An 18,195-nucleotide genomic window follows, 5' to 3' on the forward strand; every position below is an offset into this window, starting at 1 on the left:
GGTATGGGGCGGGTGGAGCTTTGGGGGAGTCGATGGGAGTTGGTGATCACACACTTCCGCTGACGCGCGGACAGCTCGACATCTGGCTTTCGCAGGAAACGGGCTTCGTCGGCACGGAGTGGCAGCTCGGCCTTTTGATCAGGATCGACGGTCCGGTCGACCGCGACGCCCTGGGACGCGCCCTCACCCAGACCGTCGCGGAGGCCGAGGCCGCCCGCGTCTCGTTCTTCGAGGTCGACGGCCAGGTGGTCCAGCAGCCGATCGACTACCCGGACGTCGAGCTTGCCTTCCACGACCTGACATCGCTGCCCGACCCCGTGCAGGAAGCCCGCGCGATGGCGTCGTCGATTCAGCGGACGCCCATGGCATTGAACGGGCAGCTGTTCCAATTCGTGTTGTTCCAAACGGGGGTTGACGAGTTTTATTTGTTCGGTTGCTGCCACCACATAGCAATCGACGGATTGGGTATGGCGCTGGTGGCCCGTCGCGTTGCCACGATTTATTCGGCCATGATGGCCGGAAAGCCCATTCCCGATGCGTATTTCGGCTCGGCGCAGGATCTGGTCGACCTGGAGTCGGAATACGAGGCGTCCCCCGACTACCAAGACGACAAGGCGTACTGGAGCAACAACCTCCCACCGGAGACCGCATGGGTTGACCGGCCGGCCGACGGCACGAGCGGCAAAGACCACTACTCGCCGTCCGCGTCCGTCCAGTTGGACCCGTCCGTCACCACCCGGATCAAGGAGCTGTCCAAGAAATTGGGCATCCGCCGGTTCTCCGTCACCACCGCGGCGTGTGCGCTGCTGGTGCGCGCGTGGTCCGGCAGTGGCTACGAGGTGGCGCTCGACTTCCCGGTGAGCCGGCGGGTGCGGCAGGAGTCGAAGACGCTTCCCGGGATGTTCGCCGGGGTGGTGCCGCTGGTGCTGAACACCTCGCCGACGGCCTCGGTCGCCGACTTTTGCAAACACGTCGACATCAAAATCCGGGAGCTGCTGCAGCATCAGCGGTTCCCCGTGCACACCCTGGAGAGCGACGGCCTGCGCCAGGCCGCGAATCGGGTCGGCATCAACTTCATCCCCATGCGACTGACGCTCGACCTCGCCGGTTCCCCGGCGACGGCGACGTACACCAACCACGGCCCCGTCGGGCACTTCAGCCTGTTCTTCCTGGGCGCGGGTGACCAGCTCTTCCTGAGCACCGCGGGCCCGGGCCAACCCTTCGCCGACTTCGGCGTCGCCGATCTGGCCGCGCGCATGCAGCAGGTGCTGGAGGAGATGACCGCCGACCCCGAGCGGTGGCTGTCCTCGATCGACCTGCTGGCCGCCGACGAGCCGGCTCAGATCGACGAGTGGAGCAACCGGGCGGCCCTGACCGAGCCGGTTCCGGCGCCGGTGTCCATCCCGGTGGCGTTCGCCGAACACGTGCATCGCTCGCCCGACGCCCCGGCGGTGACCTGCTCCGCCAAGTCGTTGACGTACGCCGAACTCGACGAGGCCTCCAACCGGCTGGCGCACCTGCTGGCCGGCCACGGGGTGGGCCCGGGTGGCTGCGTGGCGGTCATGTTCCCCCGCTGCGCCGACGCGATCGTGGCCATGCTCGCGGTGCTCAAGACCGGGGCGGCCTACGTGCCGATCGACCCGGCGCACTCCGCGGCGCGCATGGAGTTCGTGCTCTCCGACGCGGCGCCGAGCGCGGTGATCACCACGGCGGACCTGCGTTCGCGGCTGGACGGGCGCGACCTGCTGGTGGTCGACGTGCACGACCCGGCCGTCGGCGAGCAGCCGAGCACCGCGCTGCCGGGGCCGGCCCCGGAGAACATCGCCTACATCATCTACACCTCCGGGACCACCGGGACCCCCAAGGGCGTTGCCATTCCTCACCTCAACGTCACGTGGCTGATCGAGTCGCTGGACGCGGGCCTGCCCAAGGGGCAGGTGTGGACGCAATGCCATTCCTCGGCGTTCGACTTCTCCGTGTGGGAGATCTTCGGCGCCGTGCTGCGGGGCAGGCGGCTGCTGGTCGTCCCCGAGTCGGTGGCGAGCTCGCCGGAAGAGCTCCACGACCTGCTGGTCGCGGAAAAGGTCAGCGTGCTCACCCAGACCCCGTCGTCGGTGGCGATGCTGCCCGCGGACGGCCTGGAGTCCACCGCCCTGGTGGTGGCGGGCGAGGCCTGCCCGACCGACGTGGTGGACCGCTGGGCGGCGCCCGGCCGGGTGATGCTCGACGCCTACGGCCCGACGGAAACCACGGTGTGCGCGTCGATCAGCAAGCCGCTGATCCCCGGGTCCGGCGTGGTGCCGATCGGTTCACCGATCGCCGGCGCGGCGATGTTCGTGCTCGACAAGTGGCTGCAGCCGGTGCCGGCCGGGGTGGTCGGCGAGCTGTACCTGGCGGGCCGCGGCGTCGGGATCGGATACGTGCGCCGGTCCGGGCTGACGGCCTCGCGGTTCGTGGCGAACCCGTTCGGCGGCCCGGGCGCACGCATGTACCGCACCGGCGACCTGGTCTGCTGGGGCGAGGACGGGCAGCTGCAGTACTTCGGCCGCTCCGACGAGCAGGTCAAGATCCGCGGCTATCGCATCGAGCTCGGTGAGATCCAGTCGGTGCTCAAGGGCCTCGACGGGGTGGACCAGGCGGCCGTGGTCGCGCGCGAGGACCGCCCCGGGGACAAGCGGCTGGTGGGATACATCACCGGCACGGCCGACCCGGCCGCGATCCGGGCGGCGCTGGCCGACCGCCTGCCGCCGTACATGGTGCCGGCCGCGGTGGTGGTGCTCGAGGCGCTGCCCCTGACCGGCAACGGCAAGCTCGACAAGCGCGCCCTGCCCGCGCCCGAGTACGCCACCGCCGAGTACCGCGCCCCCGAGGACCCGGTCGAGGAGATCCTGGCCGACATCTACGCCCAGGTGCTGGGCCTGGAGCGGGTCGGCGTCGACGCGTCGTTCTTCGACCTGGGTGGCGACAGCATCCTGTCGATGCAGGTCGTCGCGCGCGCCCGCGCGGCCGGCATCCTGTTCCGGCCGCGTGACGTGTTCGTCGAGCAATCGGTGGCCCGGCTGGCCCGGGTGGCCGAGGTGGCGGCCGACGGCGCGGGCGGCGCTGGCGACGACGGCGTCGGGCCGGTGGTGGCCACCCCGATCATGCGCTGGCTGCAGAGCATCGAGGGCCCGATCGAGCAGTTCAACCAGACCATGGTGGTGCAGGCGCCGGCGGGCGCGACCGAGGCGGACGTGGTCGCGGTGCTGCAGGCCCTGCTGGATCGCCACGCCGCGCTGCGGCTGCGCGCCGACGACGACGGTGCGGGTGGCTGGTCGCTGCAGGTGCCCGAGCCCGGCGCGGTGGACGCGCGCGGCTGCGTGCACGCCGTCGAAAGCCTGTCCGGGGAGGCGCTGGCCGAGGCGCGGTCGCGGCTGAACCCGGCCGCCGGCGTGCTGGTCAGCGCCGCGTGGGCGCAGTCCACGGGTCAGCTGGCGTTGATCATCCACCACCTGGCCGTCGACGGGGTCTCGTGGCGAATCCTGTTGGAAGACTTCAACATCGCCTGGGCGCAGCATCACAACGGGCAGCCCGTCGCCCTGCTGGCGCCCGGGACGTCGTTCGCCCGCTGGTCGACGTTGCTGCAGGAGTACGCGCAACGCCCCGACGTGGTGGCGCGGGCCGACGAGTGGCGGCAGGTGGCGGCGACCCCGGCGGCGTTGCCGGCGGTGCAACCCGACGCCGACACCTACGTGAGCGCCGGCCAGCTGTCGGCCTCGCTTGACGTCGAGACCACGCGGCTGCTGCTCGGCGAGGTGCCGGCCGCGTTCCACGCCGGCGTGGGCGACATCCTGCTGATCGCCTTTGGCCTGGCGTTCGCCGAATTCCTGGGCACCGGCGCGGCGCCGATCGGCATCGACGTGGAGGGCCACGGGCGGCAGGAAGAACTGTTCCCGCGGGTGGATCTCTCGCGCACCGTGGGCTGGTTCACCACCAAGTACCCGGTCGCGTTGACGCCGGGCCGGCTGAGCTGGTCGCAGGTGGTCGCCGGCGACGCGGCGCTGGGCCCGGTGATCAAGGCGGCCAAGGAACAGCTGCGCGCCCTGCCCGACGGCCTGACCTACGGCCTGCTGCGCTACCTGAATCCCGACGTGGACCTCGACGGCTCCGACCCGGTGATCGGGTTCAACTACCTGGGGCGGCTGGGCGCGGGCGCCGACCTGTCCGACGAGCTGTGGCGGGTCAGCCACGACAGCCTTGCGGTGGCGGCCGTGGCGAGCGCGGTGGCCATGCCGCTGGCGCACACGGTCGAGCTCAACGCCGGCACCCTGGACACCGAGGCCGGCCCGCACCTGCAGGCCAACTGGAGCTGGGCCCCCTCGGCGCTGGACCACGACCGCGTGGACCGGTTGAGCCAGTTGTGGTTCGAGGCGCTGGCCGGCATCTGCGCGCACGTCAAGGCCGGCGGCGGCGGGCTCACCCCGTCGGACATCGCTCCCGCTCACCTCAGCCAGCAACAGATCGACGCCCTGTGCCGGCAGGGCGGCGTCGCCGACGTGCTGCCGCTGACCCCGGTGCAGCAGGGGCTGCTGTTCCACACCGCCTTCGCGCAGGACATGGACGACCTGTACGCGGTGCAGCTGGGCATCACGGTCAGCGGGGCCCTCGACGCGGCGCGCCTGCGCGAGGCGGTCCACACCGCGGTCAAGCGGCACCCCAACCTCGTCGCCCGGTTCTCCGAAGACTTCGGCGAACCGGTCCAGGTCATCCCCGCCGATCCCCAGATGGCGTGGCGGTACGTCGAGCTGGACGGCGGCGACGTCGACGGGCAGGTCGACCGGCTGTGCGCCGACGAACGCGCCGCGGTGTGCGACCTGGCCGGCAAGCCGTCGTTCCGGGCCGCCCTGATCCGCACGGCGCCCGACCGGCACCGCTTCGTGCTGACCATCCACCACATCGTAGTCGACGGCTGGTCGCTGCCGATCCTGCTGCAGGAGGTGTTCGCCAGCTACTACGGCGAGCGCCTGCCCGCCGCCCCGTCCTACCGCAGCTTCGTCACCTGGCTGACCAATCAGGACCGCGCCGCCGCGCAGGCGGCGTGGGCGCAGGCGCTGGCCGGTTTCGAGACCCCCACCCTGGTCGGGCCGCTCGGGCAGATCGGGCGGCGCGGCGTCGCGGCCTTCCACGTGCCCGCCGACACCACCAAGGCGCTGGGTGAGCTGGCGCGCTCGTGCCGCACCACCCTCAGCACCGTGTTGCAGGGCGCGTGGACGCAGCTGCTGACGTGGCTGACCGGCCAGCACGACGTCGCCTTCGGCACCGCGGTCTCGGGCCGGCCCACCGAACTGGCCGGCGCGGACGCGATGGTCGGCCTGCTGATCAACACGGTGCCGGTGCGGGCGAGGATCACCGCGACCACCACGGTCGCCGACCTGCTGGAGCAACTGCAGCGCCTGCACAACGACACCGTCGACTACGAGCACCTGGCGCTGCCGGACATCCACCGCGCCACCGGCCACGACCAGTTGTTCGACACCCTTTTCCTCTACGAGAACTACCCGATCGACGCGGGCGCGCTGCTGGGCGTGCACGAGCTGGCCGTCACCGACTTCAGCAGCCGGGAGTACAACCACTACCCGCTGTCGGTGGTGGTGTCGCCGGGTCACGAGCTGAGCATGCGCGTCGAGTTCGACACCGAGGTGTTCGACCGGGCCGCCGTCGACACGCTGATCGATCGGCTGCAGCAGGTGATGGTGGCCATGACGGCCGACCCCGCCCGGCGCCTGTCCTCGATCGACCTGCTCGACGCCGCCGAGCACGACCGGCTCGACGACTGGGGCAACCGGGGGGTGCTCGCCGAGTCGGCGCCCAAGCCGGTCTCGATCGCGGAGCTGTTCGCCGCGCAGGCCGCCCGCGCCCCCGAGGCGGTGGCCATCACCGACGGCGACCGCTCGTGGACCTACGGCGAGGTGGAGGAGTCCGCCAACCGGCTGGCGCACCTGCTGGTGAGCCGCGGCGCCGGACCGGGGGAGCGGGTCGCGGTGCTGTTCCCCAGGACGGCCGAGGCCGTCGTGGCGATCCTGGCGGTGCTCAAGACCGGCGCGGCCTACCTGCCCGTCGACCCGACGGTGCCGGCGGCGCGGATCGAGTTCGTGCTCGGCGACGCCGCCCCGATCGCGGCGGTCACCACCGCGGACGTGCGCTCGCGGCTCGACGGGCAGGACCTGGACGTCATCGAGTTCGACGACCCCGCCGTCGCGAACCAGCCCGGCGACGGGCTGCCCGCGCCGTCCCCGGAGAACATCGCCTACATCATCTACACGTCCGGCACGACCGGCACCCCCAAGGGCGTGGCCGTGCCGCACCGCAACGTCACCCAGCTGCTGGAGTCCCTGGACGCGCAGCTGGCGCTGGGCCAGGTGTGGACGCAGTGCCACTCGCTGGCGTTCGACTTCTCGGTGTGGGAGATCTTCGGGTCGCTGCTGTACGGCGGCCGGCTGGTGATCGTGCCCGACAACGTCGTCCGCTCGCCCGAAGAGCTGCACGCCATGCTGGTCCGCGAACAGGTCAGCGTGCTGAGCCAGACGCCGTCGGCGTTCTACGCGCTGCAGACCGCGGACTCCTTGCAGCCCGAGCTGGGGCAGCAGCTGAAGCTGCAGACCGTGGTGTTCGGCGGCGAGGCGCTCGAACCGCACCGGCTGGGCAAGTGGTTGCACAACCACCCGGGCCTGCCCCGCCTGATCAACATGTACGGCATCACCGAGACCACGGTGCACGCCTCGTTCCGGGAGATCGTCGACGGCGACGTCGACAACAGCGCCAGCCCCATCGGCGTGCCGCTGGCCCACCTGGGCTTCTTCGTCCTGGACGGCTGGCTGCGGCCGGTGCCCGAGGGCGTGGTCGGTGAGCTGTACGTGGCCGGGCGGGGCCTGGCCTACGGATACGTGGGCCGGTCGGGCCTGTCCGCGACGCGGTTCGTGGCCTGCCCGTTCGGCGGGTCCGGGGCGCGCATGTACCGCACCGGCGACCTGGTTCGCTGGGGCGCCGACGGCCAGCTGCAGTACATGGGGCGGGCCGACGAGCAGGTCAAGATCCGCGGCTACCGCATCGAGCTCGGCGAGGTGCACGCGGCCCTGGCCGCGCTGGACGGGGTCAACGAGGCGGCGGTGATCGCCCGCGAGGACCGCCCCGGCGACAAGCGGCTGGTGGGGTACGTGACCGGCACCGCCGACCCGGCCGCGATCCGCAACCAGCTCGGCGAGCGGCTGCCCACCTACATGGTGCCCACCGCGGTGGTGGTGCTCGAGGCGCTGCCGCTGACGGTCAACGGCAAACTCGACACCCGCGCGCTGCCGGCGCCCGAATACTCCGACGCCGACCACTACCGCGCGCCGAGCACCGCCGTCGAGGAGATCCTGGCCGGCATCTACGCCCAGGTGCTGGGCGTGGAGCGGGTCGGCGTCGACGACTCGTTCTTCGACCTGGGCGGCGACAGCATCCTGTCGATGCAGGTGGTCGCCCGCGCCCGCGCCGCCGGCGTGGTCTGCCGCCCGCGCGACATCTTCGTCGAGCAGACCGTGTCCCGGCTGGCCCGGGTGGCCGGGCTGGCCACCGACGACGACGTCGTCGACGAGGGCATCGGCCCGGTGGTGGCCACCCCGATCATGCGCTGGCTGCACAGCGTCGACGGCCCGGTCGAGCAGTTCAACCAGACCATGGTGGTGCAGGCCCCGGCGGGGGCGAACGAAACCGACGTCGTCGCGGTCCTGCAGGCTTTGCTGGATCGGCATGCCATGCTGCGGTTGCGGGTCGACGACGACGGCGCCGGCGGCTGGGCGCTGCGGGTCCCCGAGACCGGCGTGGTGGACGCCGCCGGGTGCGTACACACCGTCGAGACGCTGTCCGACGCGGCACTGGCGGCGGCGGTCTCGCAGCTGAACCCGGCCAGCGGCGCGATGCTGCGCGCGGTGTGGGTGCCGTCAACGGGCCAGCTCGCGCTGATCATTCACCACCTCGCCGTCGACGGGGTGTCGTGGCGAATCCTGTTGGAAGACTTCAATATCGCGTGGGCCCAGCATCACAGCGGGCAGCCGGTGGCGTTGCCGGTGGGCGGGATGTCGTTCGCCCGGTGGTCGTCGCTGCTCGCCGAGCACGCGCGCCGGCCCGAGGTCGTCGACACCGCCGAGGCGTGGCGGCAGATCTCGTCGACGCCCGCGCCGCTGCCGGCCGTGTCGCCCGACATCGACACCTACGTCAGCGCCGGGCAGCTGTCGGTGGCGCTGGACGCCGACACCACCCGGATGTTGCTGGGCGAGGTGCCCGCCGCCTTCCACGCCGGGGTCCAGGACATCCTGCTGATCGCGTTCGGGCTGGCCTGGGCGCAGTTCGTCGGCACCGGCGCGCCGATCGGCATCGACGTCGAGGGTCACGGCCGCCATGAGGAACTCGGCCCGCACGTGGACCTGTCCCGCACGGTCGGCTGGTTCACCACCAAGTACCCCGTCGCGCTGCAGGTCGGCGGGCTGTCCTGGGGACACGTCGTCACCGGTGAGGCCGAGCTGGGCGCGCTGGTTAAGGACGCCAAGGAACAGCTGCGCGCCCTCCCGGACACGCTGACTTACGGCCTGCTGCGCTACCTGAACGGCGACGTCGACCTGGACGCGTCCGATCCGGTGATCGGGTTCAACTACCTCGGGCGGCTGGGCGGCGCGGGCGACCTGTCCAGCGAACTGTGGCGGCTCGACCAGGACAGCCTGGCGTCGGCCGGAGCCGCGACCGCGGTGCCCCTGCCGCTGCCCCACACCGTCGAGCTCAACGCCGGCACCCTGGACACCGCCACCGGCCCCCTCCTGCAGGCCAACTGGACCTGGGCGCGCTCGGCGCTGGACGAGGGACAGGTGGCCCGGCTGAGCGAACTGTGGTTCGACGCGCTCAGCGGCATCTGCAGCCACGTCCGCAGCGGCGGGGGCGGGCTGACGCCGTCGGACCTCGCGCCCGCCCGGCTGACCCAGCGCGACATCGACGAGCTGTGCCAGCGCTACCCGATCGCCGACGTGCTGCCGTTGACCCCGCTGCAGCAGGGCCTGCTGTTCCACACCGGAACCGCGCACGGCAGCGACGACCTCTACGCGGTGCAGCTCGACATCAGCGTGAGCGGTGCCCTCGACCCGCACCGGTTGCGCGACGCGGTGCACACCATGCTCAAGCGGCACCCCAATGTGGTGGCGCACTTCGTCGAGGACTTCGGCGAGCCCGTGCAGGTCCTCTCGGCCGAACCGCCGCTGTCGTGGCATTACGTCGAACTGGACGCCGACGACGCCGAACCGGAGGAGCAGATTCAGCAGCTCTGCGCCGGCGAACGCGCCGCGGTGTGCGACCTGGCGGAACGGCCGCCGTTCCGGGCCGCGCTGATCCGCACCGCCGACAACCGGCACCGGTTCGTGCTGACCAACCACCACATCGTGCTCGACGGCTGGTCGAAGCCGATCCTGCTGCAGGAGATCTTCGCCGCCTACTACGGGGTGCAGCTACCGGCCCCGGTGCCCTACCGCAAGTTCGTCGCCTGGCTGGCCGCGCAGGACCGCGGCGCCGCCCAGGCGGCGTGGCGCCGGGTGCTGGCCGGGTTCGACACCCCCACGCTGGTCGGCCCGGCCGGCCGGATGAGCCTCGGGCCGCGGAGCGTCTCCTCCTTCCAGATGTCGGCCGAAACCACCCGGGCGCTGGGCGAGCTGGCGCGGTCGTGCCGCACGACCGTCAGCACCGTGCTGCAGGCCGCGTGGGCGCAGCTGCTGATGTGGCTGACCGGTCAGCACGATGTGACATTCGGGACGGCGGTCTCCGGGCGGCCGACCGAGCTGGCCGGCTCCGACCAGATGGTGGGCCTGCTCATCAACACCGTCCCGGTGCGGGCCACGATCGACGCCGAAACCACGATCGCCGACCTGCTCAACCAGCTGCAGAGCGCCTACAACGACACGCTCGAGCACCAGCATTTAGCGCTGAACGATATCCATCGTGTAACGGGACACGACCAATTATTCGACACCATGTTCGTGTACGAGAACTATCCGATCGACACCGCCGCGCTGTCGGCCGCCGATGAGCTGGCCATTGATGGCTTCACCAACCGCGAATTCAACCATTACCCGCTCTCGGTCCAGGCCGTGCCGGGTCACGAACTGGGTCTTCGGGTCGAATTCGATACAGAAGTCTTCGACCAGGGCAGAATCGAGAGGTTGGTCGAGCGGTTCCGGCGCGTGCTGGAAGCCATGACCGCAGATGTGGAGGAGCAGGCATGACCGTCGGCGCGGGGCGGCGATTGTTGTCGATCGACTTGCTCGATGGCGGCGAACACGACCGCCTCGACGAATGGGGTAACCGGGCGGTGCTGACCGCGCCGGCGACGGGGGCTGTCTCGATTCCGGCGTTGTTCGCCAAGCAGGTCGCCCGTGTTCCGGAGGCTCCGGCACTGACGTTCGAGGGCCGCTCGCTGACCTATCAAGAGCTCGACGAGGCCGCCAACCGCCTCGCGCACCTGCTGGCCGACCACGGCGCGCGCCCTGGCGAGTGCGTGGCGCTGCTGCTGTCGCGGTCGGCCGAGGCGATCGTGTCGATCCTGGCGGTGCTCAAGACCGGGGCCGCCTACCTGCCGATCGACCCCGCCGTGCCGGCCGCGCGGATGGAGTTCATGCTCGGCGACGCGGCGCCGGTCGCCGCGGTCACGACGGCCGAACTGCGGGCGCGGCTGGACGGGTTCGACCTGCTGGTCGTCGACGTCGACGACCCCGCGGTGGCCGACCAGCCCAGCTCGGCCCTGCCGGGGCCGGCCCCCGAGGACATCGCGTACATGATCTACACCTCGGGCACCACCGGAACCCCGAAGGGCGTGGCGGTCACCCACCAGAACGTCACCCAGCTGCTCAAGAAGCTGCCCGCCGACCTGCCGAAGGCGGGTGTCTGGTCGCAGTGGCACTCGTTGGTCTTCGACGTGTCGGTGTGGGAGATCTGGGGCCCGCTGCTGCACGGCGGTCGCCTGGTGGTGGTGCCCGAGTCGGTGGCCGGCTCCCCGGACGAGCTGCACGCGCTGCTGATCGCCGAGAAGGTCACCGTGTTGTGCCAGACCCCGTCGGCGGTGGGGATGCTCTCGCCGGACGGGCTGGACGCGACGGCGCTGATCGTCGCGGGCGAGGCCTGCCCGTCCGAGGTGGTGGACCGCTGGGCGCCCGGTCGGGTGATGATCAACGCCTACGGCCCGACCGAGGGCACCGTCTACGCCTCGATGAGCTCGGCGCTGAAGGCCGAGTCGGGGGCGCCGCCGATCGGCTCGCCCGTGCCCGGTGCCGCGCTGTTCGTGCTCGACAAGTGGTTGCGCCCGGCGCCGGAGGGCGTTGTCGGTGAGCTGTACATCGCGGGCCGCGGTGTGGCCTCTGGCTACGTGCGCCGCCCGGGCCTGACGGCCTCCCGCTTCATCGCGTGCCCGTTTGGGGCGCCCGGGACCCGGATGTACCGCACCGGCGACCTGGTGCGCTGGGGCGTCGACGGCCAGCTGCAGTACCTCGGCCGCGCCGACGAGCAGGTCAAGATCCGCGGCTACCGCATCGAGCTCGGCGAGATCCAGACGGCGCTCGCCGCGCTCGACGGCGTGGAGCAGGCGGTGGTGATCGCCCGCGAGGACCGCCCCGGCGACAAGCGCCTGGTCGGTTACATCACCGGGACCGCGGACCCCGCCGAGATCCGCACGCAGCTCGGCCGGCGGCTGCCCGGCTACATGGTGCCCGCCGCGGTGGTGGTGCTGGACGCGCTGCCGCTGACGGTCAACGGCAAGCTCGACAAGCGGGCCCTGCCCGCCCCCGAGTACCAGAAGACGAACGGCGAATACCGCGCGCCGACCACGGCCGTCGAAGAAACCCTCACCGCCATCTACGCCCAGGTGCTCGGCGTGGAGCGGGTCGGGGTCGACGACTCGTTCTTCGACCTCGGTGGCGACAGCATCCTGTCGATGCAGGTGGTGGCGCGCGCCCGCGCGGCCGGCGTGGTGTGCCGCCCGCGCGACGTCTTCGTCGAGCAGACGGTGGCGCGGCTGGCCCGGGTGGCCGGCGTGGCCTCCGACGAAGACGTCGTCGACGAGGGCATCGGCCCGGTGGTCGCGACCCCGATCATGCGCTGGCTGCAGCAGGTCGACGGCCCGACCGACCAGTTCAACCAGACCATGGTGGTGCAGGCGCCCGCGGGCGTCACGGGCGACGACGTGCTGGTGGTGCTGCAGTCGTTGCTTGACCGGCACGCCACGCTGCGGATGCGGGTCGACGACGACGGCGCCGGCGGCTGGTCGATGCAGGTGCCCGAGGCCGGCGCGGTCGAGGCCGCCGCGTGCCTGCACACCGTCGACGCGTTGTCCGACGCATCGCTGGTCGCGGCGCGTTCGCAGCTGAACCCCGCCGCCGGGACCATGCTCCGCGCGGTGTGGGCGGAATCCACGGCCCAGCTGGCGTTGATGATCCACCACCTGGCCGTGGACGGGGTGTCGTGGCGAATCCTGTTGGAAGACTTGAACATTGCCTGGGCCCAGCACCACAGTGGGCAGCCGGTGGCGCTGCCGACCGGCGGGACGTCGTTCGCGCGGTGGTCGGCGATGCTGGAGGAGTACGCCCAGCGGCCCGAGGTCGTCGCGCAGGCCGAGGCGTGGCGGGAGGTCGCCGCGACGCCGGCGCTGTTGCCCGCGGTGCGCCCCGACGTCGACACCTACGAGACGGCCAAGCAGTTGTCGGTGTCGCTGGACGTCGACACCACGCGGATGCTGCTGGGCGAGGTGCCCGCGGCGTTCCACGCGGGGGTGCAGGACATCCTGTTGATCGCGTTCGGGCTGGCCTGGGCGCGGTTCGTGGGCACCGGCGCGCCGATCGGCATCGACGTGGAGGGCCACGGCCGGCACGAGGAGCTGGGCCCGCACGTCGACCTGTCCCGCACCGTGGGATGGTTCACCACCAAGTACCCCGTCGCGCTGGCCGTCGGCGAGCTGGACTGGGCGCAGGTGATGGCCGGCGACCGGTCGCTCGGCGTGCTGGTCAAGAAGGCCAAGGAGCAGCTGCGCGCGCTTCCCGACCCGCTGACCTACGGGCTGCTGCGGTACATGAACGCCGAGGTCGACCTGGACGGGTCGGACCCGGTGATCGGGTTCAACTACCTGGGACGCCTGGGCGCCGCGGCCGACCTGCCCGGCGAGATGTGGCGGATCAGCCAGGACAGCCTGTCGTTCACCGGCGCCGCGAGCGCGGCGCTGCCCATGCCGCTGATGCACACCGTCGACCTCAACGCCGGGACCATGGACACCGAGGCCGGCCCGCACCTACAGGCCAACTGGACGTGGGCGCCGTCGGCGCTGGACCACGAGCAGGTCAGCCGGTTGAGCCAGCTGTGGTTCGAGGCCCTGGCCGGGATCTGCGCGCACGTCCGCAGCGGCGGCGGCGGGCTGACCCCTTCGGACATCGCCCCCGCCCAGCTGGACCAGCAGCAGCTCGACGACCTCTGCCAGCAGTACGCGGTCGCCGACGTGTTGCCGTTGACCCCGCTGCAGCAGGGCCTGCTCTTCCACGCCAGCTTCGCGAACGACCCCGGCGACGACGTCTACGCGGTGCAGCTCGGCATCACGGTCACCGGCGACCTCGACCCGCACCGGTTGCGGGAGGCCGTCCACGCCGTCGTCAACCGGCACCCCAACCTGGCGGCCCGGTTCTGCCCGCAGTTCGGCCAGCCGGTGCAGGTCATCCCGGCCGACCCGGCGATGGCGTGGCGGTACATCCAGCTCGGCGCCGAAGACCTGGACCCCGACGAGAAGATCGAGCAGCTCTGCGCCGCCGAACGCGCCGCGGTCAGCGACCTCGCCAACCGGCCCGCCTTCCGCGCCGCGCTGATCCGCACCGCCGACAACCGCCACCGGTTCGTGCTGACCAACCACCACATCGTGATGGACGGGTGGTCGCTGCCGATCCTGCTGCGCGAGATCCTCACCAGCTACTACGGGGAGCGGTTGCCCGCCCCCGCGTCCTACCGCAGCTACCTGACGTGGCTGGCGGCCCAGGACCGCACGGCCGCCCGGGCGGCCTGGGGCGAGGTGCTCGCCGGCTTCGACACGCCCACGCTGGTCGGGCCTCCGGCCCGGCTGAGCGTCGGACGGCGTGGCGTCGAGTCCTACCGGCTGCCCGCCGAGACCACGCGCGCCCTGGGCGAGCTCGCCCGGTCCTGCCACACCACGATCAACACCGTGCTGCAGGCGGCCTGGGCGCAGCTGCTGATGCGGGTGACCGGCCAGTACGACGTGGCCTTCGGCACCGCGGTGTCCGGTCGCCCGGCCGACCTGGCCGGCGCGGAATCGATGGTGGGCCTGCTGATCAACACGGTGCCGGTGCGCGCCCACATCACCGCGGCGACCACCGTGGCCGAACTGCTGCAGCAGCTGCAGAACGCCCACAACAACACGCTGGAGCACGAGCACCTGGCCCTGAACGAGATCCACCGCGTCACCGGCCACGACCTGCTGTTCGACACGCTGTTCTTGTACGAGAACTACCCGATCGACACCAGCGTCCCGCTGGGCTTCCACGAGTTGGCGATCACCGACGTCACCAACCGCGAGTACAACCACTACCCGCTCGCGGTGATGGCGCTCCCGGGCCGGGAGCTGGGGCTGCGCGTCGAGTTCGACACCAGCGTCTTCGACACCGCCGGCATCGAATCGATGATCGAGCGGTTCGAGCGGGTGTTGGGGGCGATGACCGCCGACTCCAGCCAGCGGCTGTCCGCGATGGACGTGTTGGACCTCGGCGAGCGCGCCCGCCTGGACGAGTGGGGCAACCGGGCGGTGCTGACCGCGCCGGTGCGTGCCGCGGCGTCCATCCCGGCGCTGTTCGCCAAGCAGGTGGCCCGCGTCCCCGACGCGGTGGCGCTGACGTTCGAGGGCCGCTCGCTGACCTACCGCGAACTCGACGAGGCCGCGAACCGGCTGGCCCACCTGCTCGCCGAGCACGGCGCGCGCCCGGGCGAGAGCGTCGCGCTGCTGTTCTCCCGGTCGGCCGAGGCGATCGTGTCGATCCTGGCGGTGCTCAAGACCGGGGCGGCCTACCTGCCGATCGACCCGGCCGTCCCAAGCGCGCGGATCGAGTTCGTGCTGTCCGACGCCGCGCCGGTCGCCGCGGTCACGACCGCCGACCTGCGCCCCCGGTTGGACGGATTCGACCTGGTGGTCGTCGACGTCGACGCCGCGCCGGCCGACACCCGGCCCGCCACGGCGCTGCCGGCGCCGTCGCCCGAGGACATCGCGTACGTGATCTACACGTCCGGCACCACGGGCGTCCCCAAGGGCGTCGCGGTCACCCACCACAACGCCACCCAGCTGCTGGAGAAGCTGCACGCCGACCTGCCGGACCCGGGCGTGTGGGCGCAGTGGCATTCCCTGGTCTTCGACGTCTCGGTGCACGAGATCTTCGGCGCGCTGTTGCACGGCGGCCGGCTGGTCGTGGTGCCCGAATCCGTGGCCGGTTCACCCAAGGACCTGCACGCCCTGCTGGTCGCCGAGAACGTGACCGTGCTCAGCCAGACCCCGTCGGCGGTGGGCATGCTCTCGCCGGAGGGCCTGGAGTCGACGGCCCTGGTGGTCGCCGGCGAGGCCTGCCCGCCCGAGGTGGTGGAGCGGTGGGCGCCGGGCCGGGTGATGATCAACGCCTACGGCCCGACCGAGGGCACGGTCTACGCGGCGATGAGCGCGCCGCTGAACGCTGACGCGGGGGCACCGATCGGCTCCCCGGTGCCCGGGGCGGCGCTGTTCGTGCTCGACAAGTGGCTGCGGCCGGCGCCCGAGGGTGTGGTCGGTGAGCTGTACATCGCCGGCCGCGGTGTGGCGTGCGGCTATGCGCGCCGCTCGGGCCTGACGGCCTCGCGGTTCGTGGCGTGCCCGTTCGGGGCGCCCGGCTCCCGGATGTACCGCACCGGTGACCTGGTGCGCTGGGGTGCCGACGGCCAGCTGCAATACCTGGGCCGCGTCGACGAGCAGGTGAAGATCCGCGGCTACCGCATCGAACTCGGCGAGATCCAGGCGGCCCTGGCCGGTTTGGACGGGGTCGAGCAGGCGGCCGTGATCGCCCGCGAGGACCGCCCCGGCGACAAGCGGCTGGTGGGGTACATCACCGGCACGGCCGACCCGGCCGAGGTCCGGGCGCAGCTGGGCGAGCGGCTGCCGGCCTACATGGTGCCGGTCGCGGTCGTGGTGCTGGACGCCCTGCCGTTGACCGTCAACGGCAAGCTCGACAAGCGCGCCCTGCCGGCCCCGGAGTTCAAGAAGGCCGGCGGCGAATACCGCGGACCGGCCACCGCGGTGGAAGAGACGCTGGCCGACATCTTCGCCGGCGTCCTCGGCTTGCAGCGTGTCTCGGTCGAGGATTCCTTCTTCGACGTGGGCGGCGATTCGCTCTCCGCGATGCGGGTGATCGCTGAGGTGAACACGGCGCTCGACGCCAACCTCTCGGTGCGCACCCTGTTCGAGGCGCCGACGGTTCGCCGCCTCGGCCAGCGGGCGGAGCGCGATGCCGGGGGCGCGGACGAGCTCGAGGCCGGCGGTCCGAGCTTCGCCTCGGTGCACGGGCGTGACGCGACCCAGGTCTTCGCGAGCGACCTGACGCTGGACAAGTTCATCGACGCCGCGACGCTGGGCAACGCCCCGGCGCTGCCGGGCCCGAGTTCAGAGGTCCGCACGGTCCTGTTGACGGGTGCGACGGGCTTTTTGGGGCGCTACCTGGCGCTGCAGTGGCTCGAGCAGCTGGAGCTGGTCGATGGGAAGCTGATCTGCCTGGTGCGGGCCGGCTCCGACGAGGAGGCGCGGCAGCGGCTGGAGAAGACGTTCGACACGGGCGACCCGAAGCTGCTGCGGTACTTCCAGGAGCTGGCCGCCGACCACCTCGAGGTCGTCGCGGGGGACAAGGGCGCGGCCAACCTCGGGCTGGACGAGCCGACCTGGCAACGGCTGGCCGACACCGTCGACCTGATCGTCGACTCGGCGGCCCTGGTCAACGGCGTCCTGCCCTACAGCGAACTGTTCGGCCCGAACGTCGCGGGCACCGCGGAGCTGATCCGGGTGGCGCTGACCACGAAGCTGAAGCCGTACGCCTACGTGTCAACCTCCGATGTGGGCCGCCAGATCGACCCCGCGGCGTTCACCGAGGACGCCGACATCCGGGAGATCAGCCCCATTCGCAAGGTCGACGGCAGCTACGCCAACGGCTACGGCAACAGCAAATGGGCCGGCGAGGTGCTGCTGCGCGAGGCCCACGACCTGTGCGGCCTGCCGGTCTCGGTGTTCCGGTCCGACATGATCCTGTCCGACACCAGCTACGCCGGCCAGTTCAACCTGTCGGACATGTTCACCCGGATGGTGTTGAGCCTGGTGGCGACCGGCATCGCGCCGCGGTCGTTCTACCAGCTGGACGCCGAGGGCAACCGGCAGCGTTCGCACTTCGACGCGCTGCCGGTGGAGTTCGTCGCCGAGGCCGTCACCACGCTGGGCGCCCAGGTGGTGGAAGGGTTCGAGACGTATCACGTGATGAACCCGCACGACGACGGGATCGGCATCGACGAGTACGTCGACTGGCTGATCGAGGCCGGCTACCCGATCGAGCGGATCGACGACTTCGGGGAGTGGCTGCGCCGGTTCGAGGCCGCGCTGCGCGAGCTGCCGGAGCGGCAGCGCAAACACTCGGTGCTGCAGATGTTGCAGGTGCCGGGTTACAACCAGCTGCAGGCGCCGGAGCCGGCCACCGGGTCGTTCGCCCCGACCGACCGTTTCCGCGCCGCGGTGCAGGAAGCCAAGATCGGCGCCGACAACGACATCCCGCACGTCTCCCCGCCGGTGATCGTCAAATACGTCACCGACCTGCAGTTGGTCGGACTGCTCTAAGCACACGCACGGTTCGGGACGGTCTCCCTGGGGCCGTCCCGAACCGTTTGCTCTGTTTAAGCAACTGAAACATCCTTTGCGTATCTTTTGACGCGATCTGCAGGAGTCCTGATATGAACCTGGGACTTTTTCGAAACCTCTAGCGCGCTTTCGTGTCCATCCGTTAACCTTGCGAACTGTTGCACTCATGTTGACTAACTTGACGGAGATACTGTGCGCGTCGGCCCGTTCGATGACGACATCAGCAATTCCGCCTTCTTAGTCGGCGACGAGCG

The 18,195-nt window shown here is 71.3% G+C and carries 2 protein-coding genes; both read left to right on the plus strand.

What is annotated here, in order from left to right:
- Nucleotides 1-32 precede the first annotated feature (32 nt).
- A complete protein-coding gene (locus tag HMPREF0591_RS15870; protein ID WP_040623200.1) occupies nt 33-10,277 on the plus strand; it encodes a non-ribosomal peptide synthetase in 10,245 nt (3,414 codons plus the stop codon).
- Nucleotides 10,274-17,920 (plus strand): amino acid adenylation domain-containing protein, encoded by a 7,647-nt coding sequence (locus HMPREF0591_RS15875; RefSeq protein WP_007169618.1) that lies wholly within the window; start codon nt 10,274-10,276, stop codon nt 17,918-17,920. Before HMPREF0591_RS15870 ends, HMPREF0591_RS15875 begins: the two co-directional genes overlap by 4 nt.
- Nucleotides 17,921-18,195: the final 275 nt, after the last annotated feature.

The sequence above is a fragment of the Mycobacterium parascrofulaceum ATCC BAA-614 genome (assembly GCF_000164135.1).
Classification (GTDB): Bacteria; Actinomycetota; Actinomycetes; order Mycobacteriales; family Mycobacteriaceae; genus Mycobacterium; species Mycobacterium parascrofulaceum.

What these genes read in the sequence shown, in the direction of transcription:
- HMPREF0591_RS15870 (WP_040623200.1), top strand. Translation starts at nt 33, where the DNA reads ATGGGAGTTGGTGATCACACACTTCCGCTGACGCGCGGACAGCTCGAC.
- HMPREF0591_RS15875 (WP_007169618.1), top strand. Translation starts at nt 10,274, where the DNA reads ATGACCGTCGGCGCGGGGCGGCGATTGTTGTCGATCGACTTGCTCGAT.